This is a genomic window from Halococcus dombrowskii (assembly GCF_022870485.1).
GTDB lineage: Archaea > Halobacteriota > Halobacteria > Halobacteriales > Halococcaceae > Halococcus > Halococcus morrhuae.
Map to the genome: position 1 here is coordinate 1,994,170 of NZ_CP095005.1, position 16,018 is coordinate 2,010,187.

Annotated in this window: 14 protein-coding genes; 10 read left to right on the forward strand and 4 right to left on the reverse strand. The window is 65.3% G+C overall.

All coding sequences use genetic code 11. From position 1 onward, the window contains the following. Positions 1 to 48 precede the first annotated feature (48 nt). The 3 genes from MUK72_RS10295 to MUK72_RS10305 are packed head-to-tail and all read right to left on the reverse strand — an operon-like array spanning position 49 to position 2,936. Entirely contained in the window at positions 49 to 1,053 is a 1,005-nt protein-coding gene (locus MUK72_RS10295; protein ID WP_244699867.1) for a GNAT family N-acetyltransferase, read from the reverse strand. After that, the gene (locus MUK72_RS10300; RefSeq protein ID WP_244699870.1) at positions 1,050 to 2,693 is read right to left on the reverse strand and encodes an alkaline phosphatase family protein; all 1,644 of its coding nucleotides are present in this window, start codon (positions 2,691 to 2,693) and stop codon (positions 1,050 to 1,052) included. Before MUK72_RS10300 ends, MUK72_RS10295 begins: the two co-directional genes overlap by 4 nt. Before the next feature lie 33 nt (positions 2,694 to 2,726). Continuing rightward, positions 2,727 to 2,936 carry a hypothetical protein gene (locus MUK72_RS10305; RefSeq protein ID WP_244699873.1) on the reverse strand — a complete coding sequence of 70 codons (210 nt, stop codon included), beginning with the start codon at positions 2,934 to 2,936 and terminating at the stop codon, positions 2,727 to 2,729. 765 nt (positions 2,937 to 3,701) lie between these two features. On the opposite strand from MUK72_RS10305, the gene MUK72_RS10310 reads away from it, so the two are divergent. The 9 genes from MUK72_RS10310 to MUK72_RS10345 all read left to right on the forward strand — a co-directional run bounded on the left by MUK72_RS10310 (position 3,702) and on the right by MUK72_RS10345 (position 12,486). Then, positions 3,702 to 5,252, forward strand: a complete 1,551-nt coding sequence (locus MUK72_RS10310; protein WP_244699876.1) for a flippase — start codon at positions 3,702 to 3,704, stop codon at positions 5,250 to 5,252. A 148-nt stretch (positions 5,253 to 5,400) separates the two neighbouring features. Further along, positions 5,401 to 5,523: a hypothetical protein gene (locus tag MUK72_RS20215; RefSeq protein ID WP_280518299.1), complete on the forward strand. Its 123-nt coding sequence runs from the start codon at positions 5,401 to 5,403 to the stop codon at positions 5,521 to 5,523. Beyond that, entirely contained in the window at positions 5,520 to 6,110 is a 591-nt protein-coding gene (locus MUK72_RS10315; protein WP_244699878.1) for an acyltransferase, read from the forward strand. Before MUK72_RS20215 ends, MUK72_RS10315 begins: the two co-directional genes overlap by 4 nt. Then, on the forward strand, positions 6,107 to 7,189 hold the full coding sequence (locus MUK72_RS10320) for a DegT/DnrJ/EryC1/StrS family aminotransferase (protein WP_244699881.1): 1,083 nt from the start codon (positions 6,107 to 6,109) through the stop codon (positions 7,187 to 7,189). Before MUK72_RS10315 ends, MUK72_RS10320 begins: the two co-directional genes overlap by 4 nt. Next, the gene (locus tag MUK72_RS10325) at positions 7,186 to 8,157 is read left to right on the forward strand and encodes a Gfo/Idh/MocA family protein (protein ID WP_244699884.1); all 972 of its coding nucleotides are present in this window, start codon (positions 7,186 to 7,188) and stop codon (positions 8,155 to 8,157) included. The genes MUK72_RS10320 and MUK72_RS10325 overlap by 4 nt, the downstream gene beginning before the upstream one ends. Beyond that, on the forward strand, positions 8,154 to 9,512 hold the full coding sequence (locus MUK72_RS10330) for a nucleotide sugar dehydrogenase (RefSeq protein ID WP_244699899.1): 1,359 nt from the start codon (positions 8,154 to 8,156) through the stop codon (positions 9,510 to 9,512). Before MUK72_RS10325 ends, MUK72_RS10330 begins: the two co-directional genes overlap by 4 nt. Continuing rightward, on the forward strand, positions 9,505 to 10,542 hold the full coding sequence (locus MUK72_RS10335; protein ID WP_244699902.1) for a glycosyltransferase: 1,038 nt from the start codon (positions 9,505 to 9,507) through the stop codon (positions 10,540 to 10,542). Before MUK72_RS10330 ends, MUK72_RS10335 begins: the two co-directional genes overlap by 8 nt. Further along, the gene (gene wecB / locus MUK72_RS10340) at positions 10,539 to 11,603 is read left to right on the forward strand and encodes a non-hydrolyzing UDP-N-acetylglucosamine 2-epimerase (protein WP_244699905.1); all 1,065 of its coding nucleotides are present in this window, start codon (positions 10,539 to 10,541) and stop codon (positions 11,601 to 11,603) included. The genes MUK72_RS10335 and wecB overlap by 4 nt, the downstream gene beginning before the upstream one ends. After that, complete coding sequence (locus MUK72_RS10345) at positions 11,596 to 12,486, forward strand: polysaccharide deacetylase family protein (RefSeq protein ID WP_244699908.1); 891 nt, start codon at positions 11,596 to 11,598, stop codon at positions 12,484 to 12,486. The genes wecB and MUK72_RS10345 overlap by 8 nt, the downstream gene beginning before the upstream one ends. Before the next feature lie 20 nt (positions 12,487 to 12,506). On the opposite strand, the gene MUK72_RS10350 is transcribed toward MUK72_RS10345, so the two are convergent. Then, the gene (locus MUK72_RS10350) at positions 12,507 to 14,039 is read right to left on the reverse strand and encodes an aldehyde dehydrogenase family protein (RefSeq protein WP_244699911.1); all 1,533 of its coding nucleotides are present in this window, start codon (positions 14,037 to 14,039) and stop codon (positions 12,507 to 12,509) included. Positions 14,040 to 14,290: 251 nt separating this feature from the next. On the opposite strand from MUK72_RS10350, the gene MUK72_RS10355 reads away from it, so the two are divergent. Beyond that, positions 14,291 to 16,018, forward strand: a complete 1,728-nt coding sequence (locus tag MUK72_RS10355; RefSeq protein WP_244699914.1) for a carbon starvation CstA family protein — start codon at positions 14,291 to 14,293, stop codon at positions 16,016 to 16,018.

The following is a 16,018-nucleotide window of genomic DNA, read 5'->3' on the forward strand; positions in this document are numbered from 1 at the left end:
CAGTCAGAAAAAGAGTGTCGTCGGCGATGGCACGGACTCGGCGCCGACTCACCGAAGGTTCGTATAGACCGCCCGCGCGAGTCGCATGGCCGGGCCGGCACGCTCGGCCTCGTGATACGTTCTGAGATCCGGATCGAATTTCGCCTTGTACTCGTTGAGCCGGCGCGAATCCGCACCGACGAGGTCGTACGAGTCGATGTCGCGATCCATCGCGTCGCGCATGATCCACCAGTCGACGTGATCGTTGACGGGGATGGCGGCGTCGTGTTTCGCGCCACCCTGCCAGCGGTGGATGGTGCCCTCGTCTTCGAGCGTGATCATCCCGCCGGCGAACCGGCCATCGATCCGGCAGACGTACGCGCGCAGACAGCCCTCCGGCAGGCGCTCGCGGAGATCCAGGACGAATCCCGGCGTGACGCCGTAGGACTTGTCCTGTGCCTCGTAGCGACGATAGATCTGGGTGACGATGCGTCGGATCGCCCGCTCGCCGCCCTCCTCGATGGTGCAGTTTGCGGGCAGCCCGTCGCGGACGTTGCTCCGCGCGTCGCTGCTGAACCGTCCCAACAGCTCGTCCGCGCCGATCGAGAGATCCACAGTGTACGTGTGGCCAAGCGACGCTGCCAGTTCGTTCCATTCGAGTGGGCGGAGGTCGGTGTACCGATAGTCGCTGCGAACGTGGGTGTAACGCGGGTCGAGCTGCTCGTCGACCCACTCGATACAGCCGTCGACGAACCGTTGGTGACGGCGCTCGCGCTTTCGCTGTTTCAGCTTTCCCATGTTCAGGAGCGCCGGCCCGAGATACGGAACCAGGAGATCGGGCGGTGGCGAAAAGGCCATCGGCACCCCCAGTCGCTCGACGGCAAATATCGGGAAGATCCCCACCGGCTCCTGACCCTTGAATCCAATCAGGGGATGCAGATCGGCGTCGGCGTGCGCCGCGAGCGCCGCGAGACTCCCCCGTCGATGGAAGGGATTTGACTGTGGCGAGCGCTCGACGTAGCTGTTCCACTTGTCCAAATCATCGTCGGTCGCGCTTCGTATCTCGATGCTCATTCCATATACCCCAGATCGGAGAGTCGCTCCTCGACTGCCTGTTCGTCGGTCGTCTCACGCGCTTGTCCGTCGTAGTCCGGATAGGTCCGCTCGCCGGCCGATTCGACGATATCCAGCACCTCGCCGTCCATGTGGTCGCCGCGCGGAAGCCCGAGCGACGCGAGCACCGTCGGCGCAACGTCGAACAGATGTGCACCCGCGAGCGACGCATCGCTGTCGATGCCCGCACCCGTCGCGGCGACCATCCCGTCGCGTTTGTGGTTGTAGGGCTCGGTCGGCGGGCCGAACGTCTCCCCGCGCAGCTGCGTCGAGAGGAACTGGTCGAAATCGTGGGGAACGAGCACGATATCGACCGCGTCATCGGCCTCCGAGCCGTGGAAGTAGTCCTCGCGCGGGGCGACATCGTCGAACGCCGGCTTTCCGTCCGGCGTTTCGAGGGTGGCGAGGCGATCGATGAGCTCCGCTCTGACCGCCTCGTACTCGTCGGCCGGGACGACGCCGTCGGGTTCGCGTCCGTCGACGTTCAGCCGGATACCACATTCGATATGTGAGCGTGCGTACGCCGTCGAGGCGGAGAAATCTACCCGTTCGGTGCCCGCACGGACCATCGCTTTGGGGGCGTGGGCGACGACGAACTCGGCGAGTCCGAAGCGATCGAGCACGGCGTTGAGCCGCTGGCTCGTGATGCCCACGCGCGTCAGACCGCTCATCACCCTTTCGAGCAGCGCGTCGGTGCCGCTCTCGCCCCCCTCGTCGTCGAAGAACTGCTCGTCGCGGAGCACGTCCCAAGAGGGCATCCCGCCGCCACGGGCCGTCTCGACGTACCCCTCGTCGCGCAGGAGGGAGTTCACGCGCACGTCGTAGCCGCTGTATTTGCCGATGCCGTGATCGCTGGCGACGATGACGGTATCTGGATCGCAGGCGTCGAGGATCTCGCCGACCTGCTCGTCGACGGCCTCGTAGACCGCCTGGAGCGCGGCGAAGTCGCCGGGACACTCGTGGAAGACGGTGTCCGTCGTCTGGAACTGCACGAAACCGAACTCCGGCGAGAAGCGGTCGGCGAGATGGCGGAATGCCTCGCCGCGCATCCGCGTCACCGTCCGATATTCGTCGATCTTTGCCTCGGTGCTCGCCTCCTCGCCGCCGGTATGGCGCGGATAGACCCGGTACGCGCCGAGCTCCTCGCGGACGTCGTCGAGCAGTCCATCGGGATGACAGGTCGGCGAATCGGGCGCGACGTAGCCCGGAATCAGCGCGCCGTCGAATTCGTTGGGTGGATGGGTGACGGGCACGTTGACGACGACGGACGATTTCCCCTCGTCGGCGAGCAGTTCCCAGAGCGCGTGCTCGCGCACGTCGGTCGCGTTCACCACGTCCCAGTCGTAACCCGAGTAATCGAGAAAACCGAAGACGCCGTGTTTTCCGGGGTTCGTCCCCGTATAGAGCGAGGGCCACGCGCTCGCGGTCCACGGCGGCAGCTGCGATTCGAGCGGGCCGCTCGCGCCGTCCGCGAGGATTCCCTCCAGCGCCGGCAGCTCGGCCCCGCGCTTTTCGAGGCGGTCGAACACCGGCCCGCAGGCCGCATCCAGCCCGACGAGCAGCGTCTCCAGCCCCGATCCGGGGCGACGTTCGTCGTCCATTCGGTGGTGGTAGTCGGTGCGGCGGCCGTGAATCTACCGATGCACGGCGCGGCCGGACGGGATGATACCGACGAACAGAATCGACTTTGCGTATTTCCGTCCGACAGTGTCGGACTCGAAGAACAGCTCGATGGTCAGATCGAAGGTATCGCCCGGATCGACGTTCTTGCGACGATCGACGTTCTCATCGAACTGAAGACCGCGTTTGGGGAGAACAGTCGTATAGCATCGCCCGCTGCGCACCGAGTGCTGTTCGATTCGAAACGCTATCGATCATGTCACAGCAAACGTTCTCGAGATACTCCCCGGTAGTCGGCGGACACTCGCTTGCATTTCGCGTCTGACGTAAATCCGCCCACAGCGAGATGGGGAGTAACGGTGCTCCGAGAACCATGCTTAGTGCGATACCGATAGTGGCGGGGTGGCTGGAGGGGAGAAAACCGAGCGCTACAGCGATTGCCACCCACATGGCGATGCCCTGTGCGATGACCGGACGCCAGTTGATCGCCGCTGACTGTGTACACGATTGCTCTGTCGACGTCATATTGTGTTGTGTTGTATTGGGATTTTATCGTTTATCCGTGATGCTACTCAACCTGCAAATCATGAATACATTCTCCGTCGAAGAGGGAGCAGATCGTCCTATTTGGACACTCTGAGGCTTACGTGGGTGAAACTGATATATCTGACTACTCCATTGAACCGATCCGAGATGGGCACAATGCAACCACAGTCTTGTAGGAAAATCGAATTCAGAATCCCGTAAAACTCGCCGGGTAGCCGTTTCTGCTACTGCCGAATACTGTCGGACGAGAACCCAGGACACAGCACACAACAGTGGGTTTCCGAACGCCAACCGTCCCGTGTCGGTATCAGACAGTACGAGAACGAAAAGCTGTTTGCCGGCGCTGGAGTCGAACTGAGGTGATGAATCCTTCAGTACAGTTCGCGCGTCGCTCCCGATCGAGACCGGCGCGACCGACACCGACGGCCTCCGACGGGCGCTGAATGGCGAACGAACAGTCGTCGTCGGCCGAGGAGTCGAACCTCTCGTCGCTGGTGTCGAGTGCGAGCCTCGTACTCGTCGGCAGCCTGTTCGGCTCGTTTTCGAAGCTGTTCGAACAGGTGCTGCTCGGTCGCGTGCTCTCCCAGCCCGCATTCGACGCGTTCAGCAAGGGGTTCTCGATACTGATGCTCAGCACGACGATCGCGCTCGTCGGCTTCAACGAGGGGATCCCGCGATTCATGTCCCGGTTCGACGACGAGCGTGACGTTCGCGGCGTCTGGGTGACAGGTATCGTCATCGCCGGGCTCGCCGGGATCGGGATCGCCGTGGGGCTGCTCGCCGGCGGCGACTGGATCCGGCAGGTGTTCTTCGGTGCCGATTCACCGCCGCTGCTGGTCACGCTGTTCGCGCTGGCGATCCCGCTCGTCGTCGGGCTGCGCGTCGCCGTGGGCGCGATCCGTGGCCACGAAAACACCATCTACCGGACCTACGCCTACGATCTGCTCTACAACGGTCTGCGCGTCGGCATCCTGCTCGTCCTGCTGTTCGGAGTGGGGATGGGCGTGCTCGCGGCGGGCTACGCCTACGTCATCGCGGCGGTGGTCGCCGTCGTCGTCGCGCACGTCCTCCTCAACCGATTGCTTTCGCTCCGGGGCCCCTTCCGGACGCACGCAGGCGCGATGGTTCGGTTCTCCCTTCCGCTCGTGGTCGCCTCGGCGGTCTCGTCGATCCTCTCACAGGTGGACACGCTCATGCTCGGCGCGCTCGCGTCGGCCCCGAACGCCGCCGGCATCTACAACTACGGCTATCCGCTCGCGGCCGGGCTGCCGGTGATCCTCTCGGTGTTCGGCTTCCTCTATCTCCCGCTGGCCTCGCGCCTCGACGACGACAGCAATCGCGCGGAGGTCGATCGCATCTACAAGATCACGACCAAGTGGATCTACATCGTCGCCTTCCCGCTGTTCCTGACGTTCGTCGCCTTCTCCGGCGACGTCGTCGAGATCGTCTTCGACGTGACCGATCCGCGCTCGTCGACGGCACTGGCGATCCTCTCGGTCGGTTTCTTCTCCAGTGCGGCCAACGGTCGCTGTCAGGACACGCTCTCGGCGTTCGGCTACACGACGTATATCCTCGTGGTGAACACCGCCGCGGCCGTGCTCAACATCGTGCTCAACATCGTTCTCGTGCCGACGTACGGCGTCGTCGGCGCGGCGCTGGCTTCGGCGCTGTCGTTTTTCTCGCTCAACGTCATCGCCATGCTGGTGCTCTGGCGGCTGTCGGGTATCTCGCCGTTCTCGCGATCGACCGTCAAGACCTTCGTCCTCCTGCCGCTCGTGCTGTTCCCGCTCGCGTTCGCGCTTTCGAGCGTCGTCGAGCTGTCGATCGTCACGCTACCGCTGTTCGCCATCGGTGCCGGCCTCGTCGCGGTGGCGCTGGTCGCCGTCACTGGCTGCCTCCAGGCCGAAGACGAGATCCCGATCGAACAGATCGAGGAGCGCCTCGGCATCCGCATACCCGTGATCCACCGCTACATCCCCTCGCGCCGCGAGTGATCGGCGGCCGGTCACGGATGACGGACGTCTGACGGGCGAACTGCGATGTTCGTCGGATGGGAAAACACATATGTGAGAACGAAGTGTACCTCAATGAGATCGAACACGATCAGTCATTCAATCGCTTCGTTTCACCCACCTCCATCGAATGACAGACCATACCACAGACGACACGACCGCTGAAGACGGCCTCGCCACCGGAACGGACCCCGCCGCCCGTCCGTCCGACGGCACGACGGCCGGCCGACCGACGCCCGGAGATCCCCGATGAGCGACGAGACGCGCGCACGCCTCGGTGCGAACAGTCGTATCGACGACGGCGCGACCGTCGGCTACGTCCACGACGCCGACGCCCCGCCCGCTACGATCGGCGACGACGCGACGGTGCGCGAGGGCACCATCGTCTACGCCGACAGCTCGATCGGCGACGAGTTCACCACCGGTCACAACGCCGTCGTTCGTGAGAAGACGACCGTCGGCGACGACGTGCTCGTCGGCACCGACACCACCATCGACGGCTCGTCGACGATCGGCTCACACGTGAGCCTCCAGACCGGGGTGTACGTCCCGACCGAAACGACGATCGGCGATCGGGTGTTCGTCGGGCCGCGCGCGGTGCTCACGAACGATCCCCACCCCCTGCGCCGTGAGGCCGACCTCGTCGGCCCGACGCTCGAAGACGACGTCTCGATCGGCGCGAACGCGACGCTACTGCCTGACGTAACCGTCGGCGAGGGCGCGTTCGTCGCCGCCGGCGCGGTCGTCGCGGAAGACGTCCCGCCGGAGACGCTGGCGGTCGGCGTCCCCGCACGCCACGAACCATTGCCGGAAGACCTCACAGGAGCCAACCAGCTATGATCCCGATAGCCGACCCAGAACTCGGCGAGCGCGAGAAGGAACGCGTCATGGACGTTCTCGACAGCGGCCAGTTCGCCGACGGCCCCGAAGTTCGCGCCTTCGAGGAGGAGTTCGCCGATTTTTGCGGTGCGTCCCACGGCGTGGCGACGACCAACGGCACGACCGCGCTTCACACGGCCGTCGAGGCGCTCGGTCTCGGGCCGGGCGACACCGTAGTGACGACGCCGTTCTCGATGATCGCCAGCGCGAACGCCATCCGGCTGGCGGGCGCTGAACCAATCTTCGCCGACATCGATCCCGAAACCTACACGATCGATCCCCACGCCGTCGAGGCGATCGTCCGCGAGCGCGACGTGGACGCGATCATGCCCGTCCATCTCTACGGGCTGCCGGCCGCAATGGATCATCTCTTGGAGATCGCCGACGAACACGATCTCCTTGTAATCGAGGACGCCGCACAGGCTCACGGTGCCGAATTCAACGGCAAGCGCGTTGGCTCGTTCGGCGACGCGGCCTGTTTCTCGTTCTATCCGACGAAGAACATGACCACCGGCGAGGGCGGGATGGTGCTCACCGACGACGCTGACGTCGCCGAACGCGCGGCGAGCTTCATCAACCACGGCCGCGATCCCGATGGTGACAGCTACGAACACCACGCCGTCGGCCAGAACTACCGACTGACGAGCGTGCTCGCAGCCATCGGCCGTGTCCAGCTCGATCGGTTGCCGGAGTACAACGAGACACGGCGCGCGAACGCCGAACGGCTCACCGACGAACTGCCCGACGCTCTCGACACGCCCATCGAGCCCGACGATCGACGCCACGTCTACCACCAATATACGATCCGTAGCGAGCACCGTGACGAGATCGAAGCGGCGCTCGACGCAGCCGACATCGGCAGCGGGATCTACTACCCGATCCCGATCCACGAGCAGCCGGCCTACAGCGACATCGAGCGTTCGCTGCCGGTCGCCGAGCGCGCGAGCCGAGAAGTGCTCTCGCTACCGGTACATCCAAACCTCTCCCCATCGGACCTGACGGACATCGTGAACGCTATCGCCACGGAGGTGGTCGAGTGAGTACAGCGCCGACGCGGGTCGGCGTCATCGGCGTCGGCAGCATGGGTCAGAACCATGCGCGCGTCTACGCCGAACTGCCGGACGTCGAGCTCGTGGGCGTCGCCGATACCGACGCCGACCGGGCGTGCGAGATCGCCGCGAGCCACGGCACCCAGGCGCGTTCGCGGGCGGAGCTGCTCGATCACGCCGACGCGGTCTCGATCGCGGTGCCGACGGCCCACCACGCCGCACTCGCCCGTGAGTGCATCGAGGCGGGCGTCGACGTGCTCGTCGAGAAGCCGTTCGTCGCCGATCCGGAGACCGGCCAAGAGCTCGCCGATCTGGCACACGAACGCGGTGCCGTCATCCAGGTCGGCCACATCGAGCGGTTCAACCCGGCCGTGCGCGCCGTCGCCGAGATCCTCGACGAACAGGAGATCATCGCGATCGACGCCCAGCGGCTCGGCTCGCCGCGCGAGCGCACCATCGCGGACAACGCCGTGATGGACCTGATGATCCACGACATCGACGTGGTGCTCTCGCTCATCGGCGAGGACGTTACAACTGTGAGCGCCCTCGGTGCCGAGGAGAACCGCTATATCGACGCCCAACTGCGCTTCGACGGCGGCGTCGTCGCCAGCCTCACCGCGAGTCGCGTCACCCAGAAGAAGATCAGACAGCTCTCGATCACGACCCGCGAGTGCTGGATCGCCGTCGACTACATCGACCGTTCGGTCGCCATCCACCGCCACTCGCTACCCGAATACGTCGAGCGAAAGAGCGGGATGCACTACCGCCACGAGGGCGTCGTCGAGCGGCCGATGGTCGACAGCGGCGAGCCGCTCAAGGAGGAGCTGGCCTCGTTCGTCGACTGCGTCCGCGAACGGACGTCGCCGCTCGTGACTGCCGAGGACGGCCTCCGCGCGCTGTCGGTCGCCCGCCGGATCGACCGGCTGGCCGACGATCGCATGGAGGCAGAGGTCCGATGAGTCGTGCCGAGTCCGTCGCGCCCTACGGCGGCGCACGCGAGCGCATGCGCGAAGCGTTTCGGGACGGGGCAATTCCCGTCGGAGTGTACGGGCTCGGGAAGATGGGGCTGCCGCTGGCGGCGGCGTACGCCGAGGTCTGTGGCAACGTCATCGGCGCTGACGCCGACGAGGCGGTCGTCGACGGGATCGATCGCGGCGAGTGCCACGTCGAGGGCGAACCGGGCCTCGACGCACTCGTCGAACGGCTCGTCGCTAACGACGCCCTCCGAGCGACCGACAACCGCACGGCGGCCGCGGAAGCGTCGGTTCACGTCGTCATCGTCCCGACGCGACTCACCGAGGGAAACGATCCCGACGTCTCGATCCTCGAATCCGTAATACGGGACGTCGCCTCGGGACTGTCGACGGGCGATCTCGTCGTCGTCGAGTGTACGGTGCCGCCCAAGACCTGCCGGGAGGTCGTCGCACCCCTGCTCGAAGCCGAGAGCGATCTCTCGGCCGACGAGTTCGGCGTCGCCTTCTGTCCCGAGCGCACGTCGAGCGGGCGCGCGCTCGAAGACATCAGGGGTGCCTACCCGAAAGTCGTCGGCGGGATCGACGACGAGAGCACGCAGGCGGCGCACACCATCTACGAACAGCTCAACGCGAAGGGCGTCATCACCGTCGCGGACGCGACGACGGCCGAAGCGGTGAAGCTGTTCGAAGGTGTCTATCGCGACGTGAACATCGCCCTCGCCAACGAGCTGGCGCGGTTCACCGACGAGCTCGGGATCGACGTGCGCGAGGCGATCGCGACCGCCAACACCCAGCCGTTCTGTGAGATCCACGACCCCGGCGCGGGCGTCGGCGGCCATTGCATCCCCTACTACCCCTACTTCCTCGCGAACGACCGCGCCGAGGACGCGCCGCTGCTCCGGACGGCGCGCGCGGTCAACGACAGCATGCCAGGGTTTACGGTGCGCAAACTCCGCGAAGAGTTCGAGGCCGAGGGGCGCTCTCTGGCCGAGACGACGGTGCTCGTCCTGGGCGTCGCCTACCGACCCGGCGTCGCCGAGACCGCCGCGACGCCCGCCGGCCCCATCATCGACGGACTTTCTGACTCTGGGGCCGACGTGCTCTGTGCGGACCCGCTGATCGACGATTTCAGCGAGTTCGACGCGACACCCGTTGCCACGCATGCGATCACCGATCGCGCGATCGACGGCGTCGTCATGGTGACGCCACACGAGGCGTTCGAGCGGATCGACTGGCTGGCCTTCTCCTCGCCGCTGGTCGTCGTCGATGGGCGCGGAGCGCTTGATTTATCAGACAGCCCACACAGGGTGTACACGATAGGGAGCGGTCGCGATGTATAACGAGAAGCGCGTGGGCGTCGTCATTCCGGCCCACAACGAGGAGGCGTTCGTCGGGCGGGTCATCGAGACTCTGCCGGCGTACGTCGATCGCGTCTACGCTGTCGACGACTGCTCGACCGACGACACCTGGGCGGAGATCCAGCGCCACGCCGAACGCGCCAACCGCAGCCGTCGAGAGGCGACGACGCTCGCCGACGGCGGCGCGACCTTCGAGGGGGTCGTCGAGCCGATCCGCCACGAAACCAACCACGGCCGTGGCGGCGCGACCAAGACCGGCTATCGCCACGCCCTCGACGACGATATCGACGTCGTGGCGGTGATGGACGCCGACGGACAGATGAACCCCGACATGCTCGCGCGCATCGTCGAGCCGGTCGCGGAGGGATGGGCCGACTACGCGAAGGGGACGCGCCTGCTCCACCGCGACCGCAAGCAGATGTCGAACTGGCGGTTTTTCGGTAACTCGTTGCTCACCTACCTCACCAAGATTTCGAGCGGCTACTGGGGGATGAGCGACCCACAGAACGGCTTCACGGCGATCTCGGGCGACGCGCTCGCACGCATCGATATCGACGGTCTGTACGACGATTACGGCTTTCTGAACGACATGCTCACGACGCTCAACATCCATCAGTTTCGCGTTGCCGATGTCTCCCATCCGGCGGTCTACGGCGAGGAGCAAAGCGGCATTCGCTACTCGTCGTTCGTGCCGCGACTCTCGGTGCTGCTCGCGCGCAACTTCACCCGCCGGCTGGTGGCCCGCTACGTGATCCACGATTTCCACCCGCTCATTCTGCTCTATTCGGCCGGCATCGCCAGTGCGATCGGCGGCGCGCTCGGCGGGCTGTTCACGCTCGGGACGCTGATCGACAGCGGAGTGGGGTTCGTCCAGGGCGCGCTGTCCCTGCTGTTGCTCATCGTCGGCGTGATCGCGATCGCGGTCGGGATGGCCTACGATCTGGAGACGAACGAGGGGCTGCGCGTGCCACAGTACGATGAGACGACCCATGCCGACCAGGAGGGACGATGAAAGTCGTCTCGCTCGTCGGTGCGCGCCCGCAGTTCATCAAGGCGTTCCCCGTCTCGCGCGCGCTCGCCGATCGCCACGAGGAGGTGCTCGTCCACACCGGTCAACACTACAGCGAGGCGATGTCGGAGGTGTTCTTCGAGGAGCTCGACATTCCGACCCCGGAGTACAACCTCGGCGTCGGCTCCGGCACGCACGGCCAGCAGACCGGCGAGATGGTGACGCGCTTCGGCGAACTCATCGAGCGCGAGGAGCCCGATACGATCGTCGTCTACGGCGACACCAACTCCACGCTCGCGGGCGCGCTCGTGACCGCCAAGACCGACGCTCCCCTCGCCCACGTCGAGGCCGGCCTGCGGAGTCACAACGACGCGATGCCCGAGGAAACCAACCGCATCCTCACCGATCACGTCTCCGACCTCCTGTTCGCGCCGACCGAGCGCGGCGTCACGAACCTCGAAACGGAGGGGATCGAGAACGTCCATCTGACCGGCGACGTGATGTACGACGCCATCCTCTGGGCGCGCACCCGCGCGGCCGACCACTCGACGGTGCTCGACGAACACGATCTCACCGCCGGCGAGTACGTCCTCACGACTGTCCACCGCGCCGGCAACACCGACGACCGCGAGCGCCTCGCGGCGATCATGCGCGCGCTCGGCGCGGCTGACCGCGAGGTGGTCCTCCCGATCCATCCGCGGACGGCCGACTGCCTCGACACTTACGGGCTCCGCGAGACGGTCGAGGAACAGCTGACGGTGATCGAACCGCAGGGCTATCTCGATTTCGTCCGCCTGCTCGACGGGGCCGAACGCGTCGCCACCGACTCCGGCGGCGTGCAGAAGGAGGCGTTCTTCCTCGATACGCCCTGTGTGACTCTCCGCGAGGAGACCGAGTGGGTCGAGACTGTCGACGCCGGCTGGAACACGTTGGTAGGGGCCGACGAGGAAGCGATCGAGCACGAACTCCAGCGGGAGATCACGCTGCCCGAAAAGCCCGAGCTCTACGGCGACGGCGACGCCGCCGAACGGATGGTCGCGCTGCTCGAAGAGACCGATGGCTGAGTTCGCTCTCTGTCTCACCCACGACGTCGATCGCCCGTACAAGAGCTATCAGTCGATCGCCGACGCGCTGGTCGAACGCGATCCGTCGCGGCTCGCGGACCTCTCGCCCCAGGTCAACCCCTACTGGCAGTTCGACTCGCTGATGGAGCTGGAGGACGAGCTCGGCGTGCGCTCGGCGTTCTATTTCCTCTCCGAGCGCGGGCTCCGGAACCGCTCCCTCCGGAAGTGGCTGCGCCCGCGCTACTGGATCGAACATCTCGGGCGCTACGACGTGTCGGCCCCGCGGATGGCGAGGGTCATCGAGGAGCTCGATGCGGGCGGCTGGGAAGTCGGCTTGCATGGCTCTTACGACTCCGACGACGATCCCGAGCGCCTCGCGACGGAGAAGAAGATCGTCGAGCAGGTGCTTGGCCACCCGGTGAAAGGGGGGCGTCAGCATTTCCTCAACCGTGTGCCCGCGACGTGGGACCACCACCGTACGATCGGGCTCTCCTACGACAGTTCGCTCGGATCGAGCACCGACTACGGTTTCGTGCACGGCTACGATCCCATCCACCCGTTCGGTGACGAGTTCACCGTGTTTCCGCTGACGCTGATGGAGGTCGCGCTGTTCGAACAGCACGACGACCTCGAATCGGCGTGGGACGCCTGCGAACGACTACTCACGGAGGCCGCCGCGAACGACGCGGTGATGACCGTGCTCTGGCATCCACGCTATCTGAGCGACGACTTCCCGGGATACCGGACGCTCTACCGGCGGCTCATCGAGCGCGCGCTGGAGCTGGATGCGTGGATCGGCCCGCCGGCGGAGTGCTACGGCCGACTCGTCGAGGAGGGAGACGATATCGCCGAACTCGATGCAGCCGCGAACGCTGCCGACTGACGAAAAATCGAACTGCCGTCTCAGTCGTTTTTGGTCGTGATGTCGGCCGAGAGACCCTGTGCCATCTGGATCCCCTCGGCGTTGTTGAGCGTCCAGGCGGTGCGTTCGGTGACCGCTTCGATGATTTCGCGCGCGCTCGGGTAGCCGTTGCCCGATTTCTTCACGCCGCCGAACGGGAGCTGGATCTCCGCGCCGATACACGGGAGGTTGCCGTAGGCCAGCCCGATCTCGGCGTTGTCGCGGAAGTAGTTGATTTCGTGGTAGTTCTCCGAGATGATCGCCCCGGCGAGCCCGTATTCGGTGTCGTTGTGGATTGCGACTGCCTTCTCGATGTCGCCCGAGTAGGGCATCAGCGCGACGTGCGGGCCGAACACTTCCTCGTGGGTGACGCGGAGGTCGGCATCGGGATCGGCCTCGTAGACGAACGGTCCGATCCAGACGCCGTCCTCGTGGCCCTCGGGGATCTCACTCTCGTCGAGTTCCGTGCGATCGACGAGCACGTCGACGTCCTCGTCGTAGGCGAGCTCGTTGTAGCCGGTGACTTTCTCCTTGTGTTCGTCCTCGATCAGCGGCCCCATGAACGTGTTTTCGTCCAGGGGGTCGCCGACGGCGACGTCCTCGGCGATGTCGACGAACTGCTCCTTGAACTCGTCGTAGATCTCCTCGTGGACGATGATTCGCTCGGAGGAGACACAGCGCTGGCCCGTCGTCTTGAACGAGCTCATCACCGCCGAGTGGACGGCGGTCTCCATGTCGGCCTCGTCGGTGATCACGATGCCGTTCTTCCCACCCATCTCGCAGGCCGCAAGCTTGCCGGCCTCGCCACCGACCTTGCCGGAGATCTCGTGGCCGACCTCGGCCGAGCCGGTGAACAGCACGGTCTGAACGCGGTCGTCGTCGACGATCGCCTCGCCGGCGTCGCCGTAGCCCTGCACCATGTTGAACACGCCGTCGGGAATTCCGGTCTCCGCGAACATCTCGGCGATGACCTGGCCACACCAGGGCGTCTGTTCGGCGGGTTTCCAGACCACGGTGTTCCCCTCGACCAGCGAGACAGCCATGTGCCAGAAGGGAATGGCGACCGGGAAGTTCCACGGCGTGATACAGCCGATCACACCGCGGGGTTGGCGGCGCATGTAGGCGTCCTTGCCGGCGATCTCCGAGGGGACGACGTCGCCGTGGGGGTGGCGGGCGTCGGCGGCGGCCCACTCGACCATGTCCCACGCCTCGTTGACGTCGGCCTTCCCTTCGGAGATCTCCTTGCCACACTCCTTGGAGACGATCCCGCCGAGTTCCTCGTGGCGCTCCTTGAGCTCGTGGTAGATATCCCAGAGATACTCCGCACGATCGGTGTAGGAGAGTCCGGACCATTCCTCGAAGGCGTCGTCGGCGGCCGCGAGCGCACGGTCGACGTCCGCGTCCGTGCCGCGCTGGAACTCGCCGAGGCTCTCGCCCGTCGCGGGATTGGTGCTCTCGAAGGTCTCTGCGCCGTCACCGTCGATCCATTCGCCGTCGACATAGTGTTGGGACGGCTCGCTGAGCTGTTGACTCATCTCGGCAAGAATTGCGACCGCCGGGTACAAAAACGTCGCGCTGTCCGAGTGTGTCATCCGTCGTCGGATGGGATCGAGCAGTACGGGGTCTTTCCTCGAACCACGTTCGGAGAAAAGTGTCTCGATCAGACATATTTCAGTGATGTTCGAGACTGATTCCGCGGTATAGACGTTCACACTGTCACACACTATACTATCGAACAGTGTATGGAAACCCTTATCATGAAAGTTGAGTAGTGTATCGTGCACATATGGTTGCACTCATCGGATTGGTCGTCGGCGTACTCGTCCTGTTCAGTATCGGCTATATCGGCTATTCACGCTATCTCGCCCAGTTCGTCGGGCTCGACGAGGACGCCGAGACGCCGGCACACAAATACGAGGACGGACAGGAGTACGTTCCGGCGAAGAAACCCGTCCTCCTGGGCCATCACTTTTCGAGCATCGCGGGCGGTGCGCCGATCGTCGGCCCGATCACGGCCGGCCTCCTCTGGGGCTGGCTGCCGGCCGTCCTCTGGATCGCCATTGGCAACCCGCTGATGGGCGCAGTACACGACTTCGTATCGCTCTCGGGCAGTCTCCGCCACGAGGGCCGATCGATCGGCTCGATCATCGGCGAGTACGTCGGCGAGGAGAGCAAGGACCTCCTGCTCTGGTTCGCCTTCCTCACGATCATCCTCGTCGTCGCGGTGTTCGCCTACGTCGTCGGACTGGTGTTCCAGGAGTTTCCGAGCGCCGCGACCGCGAGCATGCTCTACATCGCACTCGCACTCGTCTTCGGCGTCTATCTCTACCAGTTCGATCTCCCCTTCATCCCCGGCACCGTGCTGTTCGTGGCCCTGACGTTCGCCAGCGTCTTCGTCGGGCTCCGCTTTCCGATCCAGCTCAGCCAGACCCAGTGGATCCCGATCGTCCTGGTCTACTCGTTCATCGCGAGCGTCCTGCCCGTCTGGACGCTACTGCAACCGCGTGACTATCTCTCATCGTTCCTGCTGTACGCCGGCGTCGGCGGCGCGCTGGTCGCGATCATCGTCGGCACGGTGCTCGGCAGCGCGAACGAAGCGCTCGTGACGAACATTCCCGCGTTCACGGGCTTCGGCGGCAACAGCACGCTCGGGGCGTCCAGCCCGCTGTTCCCGATGTTGTTCGTCACGATCGCCTGTGGAACCATCAGCGGTTTTCACGCGCTCGTCTCGTCGGGGACGACCGCGAAACAGCTCAACCGCGAGACCGACGCCCGCCTGATCGGCTACGGCGGAATGCTCGGCGAGGGGCTGCTCGCCACCGTCGCGCTGTCGGCGGTCGCGGTCGTGGGCGTCACCGCGGCCGACGCCACCGGCGGCGTCGGACTCGCGCTCCCGAAGTTCGCGGGTGGCGGCGGCGTGATCCTGAGCAGCCTCGGGATCCCGGCGAGCTTCGGCGCACCGTTCATGGCGCTCGTGATGGTGAGTTTTCTGCTCACCTCGACCGATACCGCGCTCCGACTCGGCCGCTATCTCTTCGAGGAGATCGTCGGCACGCCGGAGACCAAGACCCAGAAAGTGGCCTCGAATCGCTACGCCAACAGCGTCGTCCAGTGTCTGGTCGCCTACGTCCTGATCGCTTCGGGCACGTGGACGCCGCTCTGGCAGCTCTTCGGTAGCGCGAACCAGTTGCTCGCCGCGCTCGCGCTGCTCACCGCGACGGTCTGGTTGGCGAACTGGGACGACGGCAAACAGCTCGTCTCGACCGGGGTGCCGATGGTGCTGATGTCTGTCGTGACGGTCTGTGCGCTCGTCTATCTCGAATTCTATCAGAACCTCTATCAGGGGCTGATCCTCGGCAACGCGGAGACGGCAGCGTGGTCGCTCGCTCTGCAAATCGTCATCGGGACGATCCTTCTGGTACTCGCGCTCGCGCTGTTCCGGCAGGGCCTCGGCAACATCCGGGACGTCCGCGGGCAGGACGTCACCGCCGCCGACGGCGGCACTGACCAGTAA

Bases quoted from the DNA above. Each gene is read 5' to 3' on its own strand.
- MUK72_RS10295 (WP_244699867.1), bottom strand. From the start codon at position 1,053: ATGAGCATCGAGATACGAAGCGCGACCGACGATGATTTGGACAAGTGG.
- MUK72_RS10300 (WP_244699870.1), bottom strand. From the start codon at position 2,693: ATGGACGACGAACGTCGCCCCGGATCGGGGCTGGAGACGCTGCTCGTC.
- MUK72_RS10310 (WP_244699876.1), top strand. From the start codon at position 3,702: ATGGCGAACGAACAGTCGTCGTCGGCCGAGGAGTCGAACCTCTCGTCG.
- MUK72_RS20215 (WP_280518299.1), top strand. From the start codon at position 5,401: ATGACAGACCATACCACAGACGACACGACCGCTGAAGACGGCCTCGCC.
- MUK72_RS10315 (WP_244699878.1), top strand. From the start codon at position 5,520: ATGAGCGACGAGACGCGCGCACGCCTCGGTGCGAACAGTCGTATCGAC.
- MUK72_RS10320 (WP_244699881.1), top strand. From the start codon at position 6,107: ATGATCCCGATAGCCGACCCAGAACTCGGCGAGCGCGAGAAGGAACGC.
- MUK72_RS10330 (WP_244699899.1), top strand. From the start codon at position 8,154: ATGAGTCGTGCCGAGTCCGTCGCGCCCTACGGCGGCGCACGCGAGCGC.
- MUK72_RS10335 (WP_244699902.1), top strand. From the start codon at position 9,505: ATGTATAACGAGAAGCGCGTGGGCGTCGTCATTCCGGCCCACAACGAG.
- wecB (WP_244699905.1), top strand. From the start codon at position 10,539: ATGAAAGTCGTCTCGCTCGTCGGTGCGCGCCCGCAGTTCATCAAGGCG.
- MUK72_RS10345 (WP_244699908.1), top strand. From the start codon at position 11,596: ATGGCTGAGTTCGCTCTCTGTCTCACCCACGACGTCGATCGCCCGTAC.
- MUK72_RS10350 (WP_244699911.1), bottom strand. From the start codon at position 14,039: ATGAGTCAACAGCTCAGCGAGCCGTCCCAACACTATGTCGACGGCGAA.
- MUK72_RS10355 (WP_244699914.1), top strand. From the start codon at position 14,291: ATGGTTGCACTCATCGGATTGGTCGTCGGCGTACTCGTCCTGTTCAGT.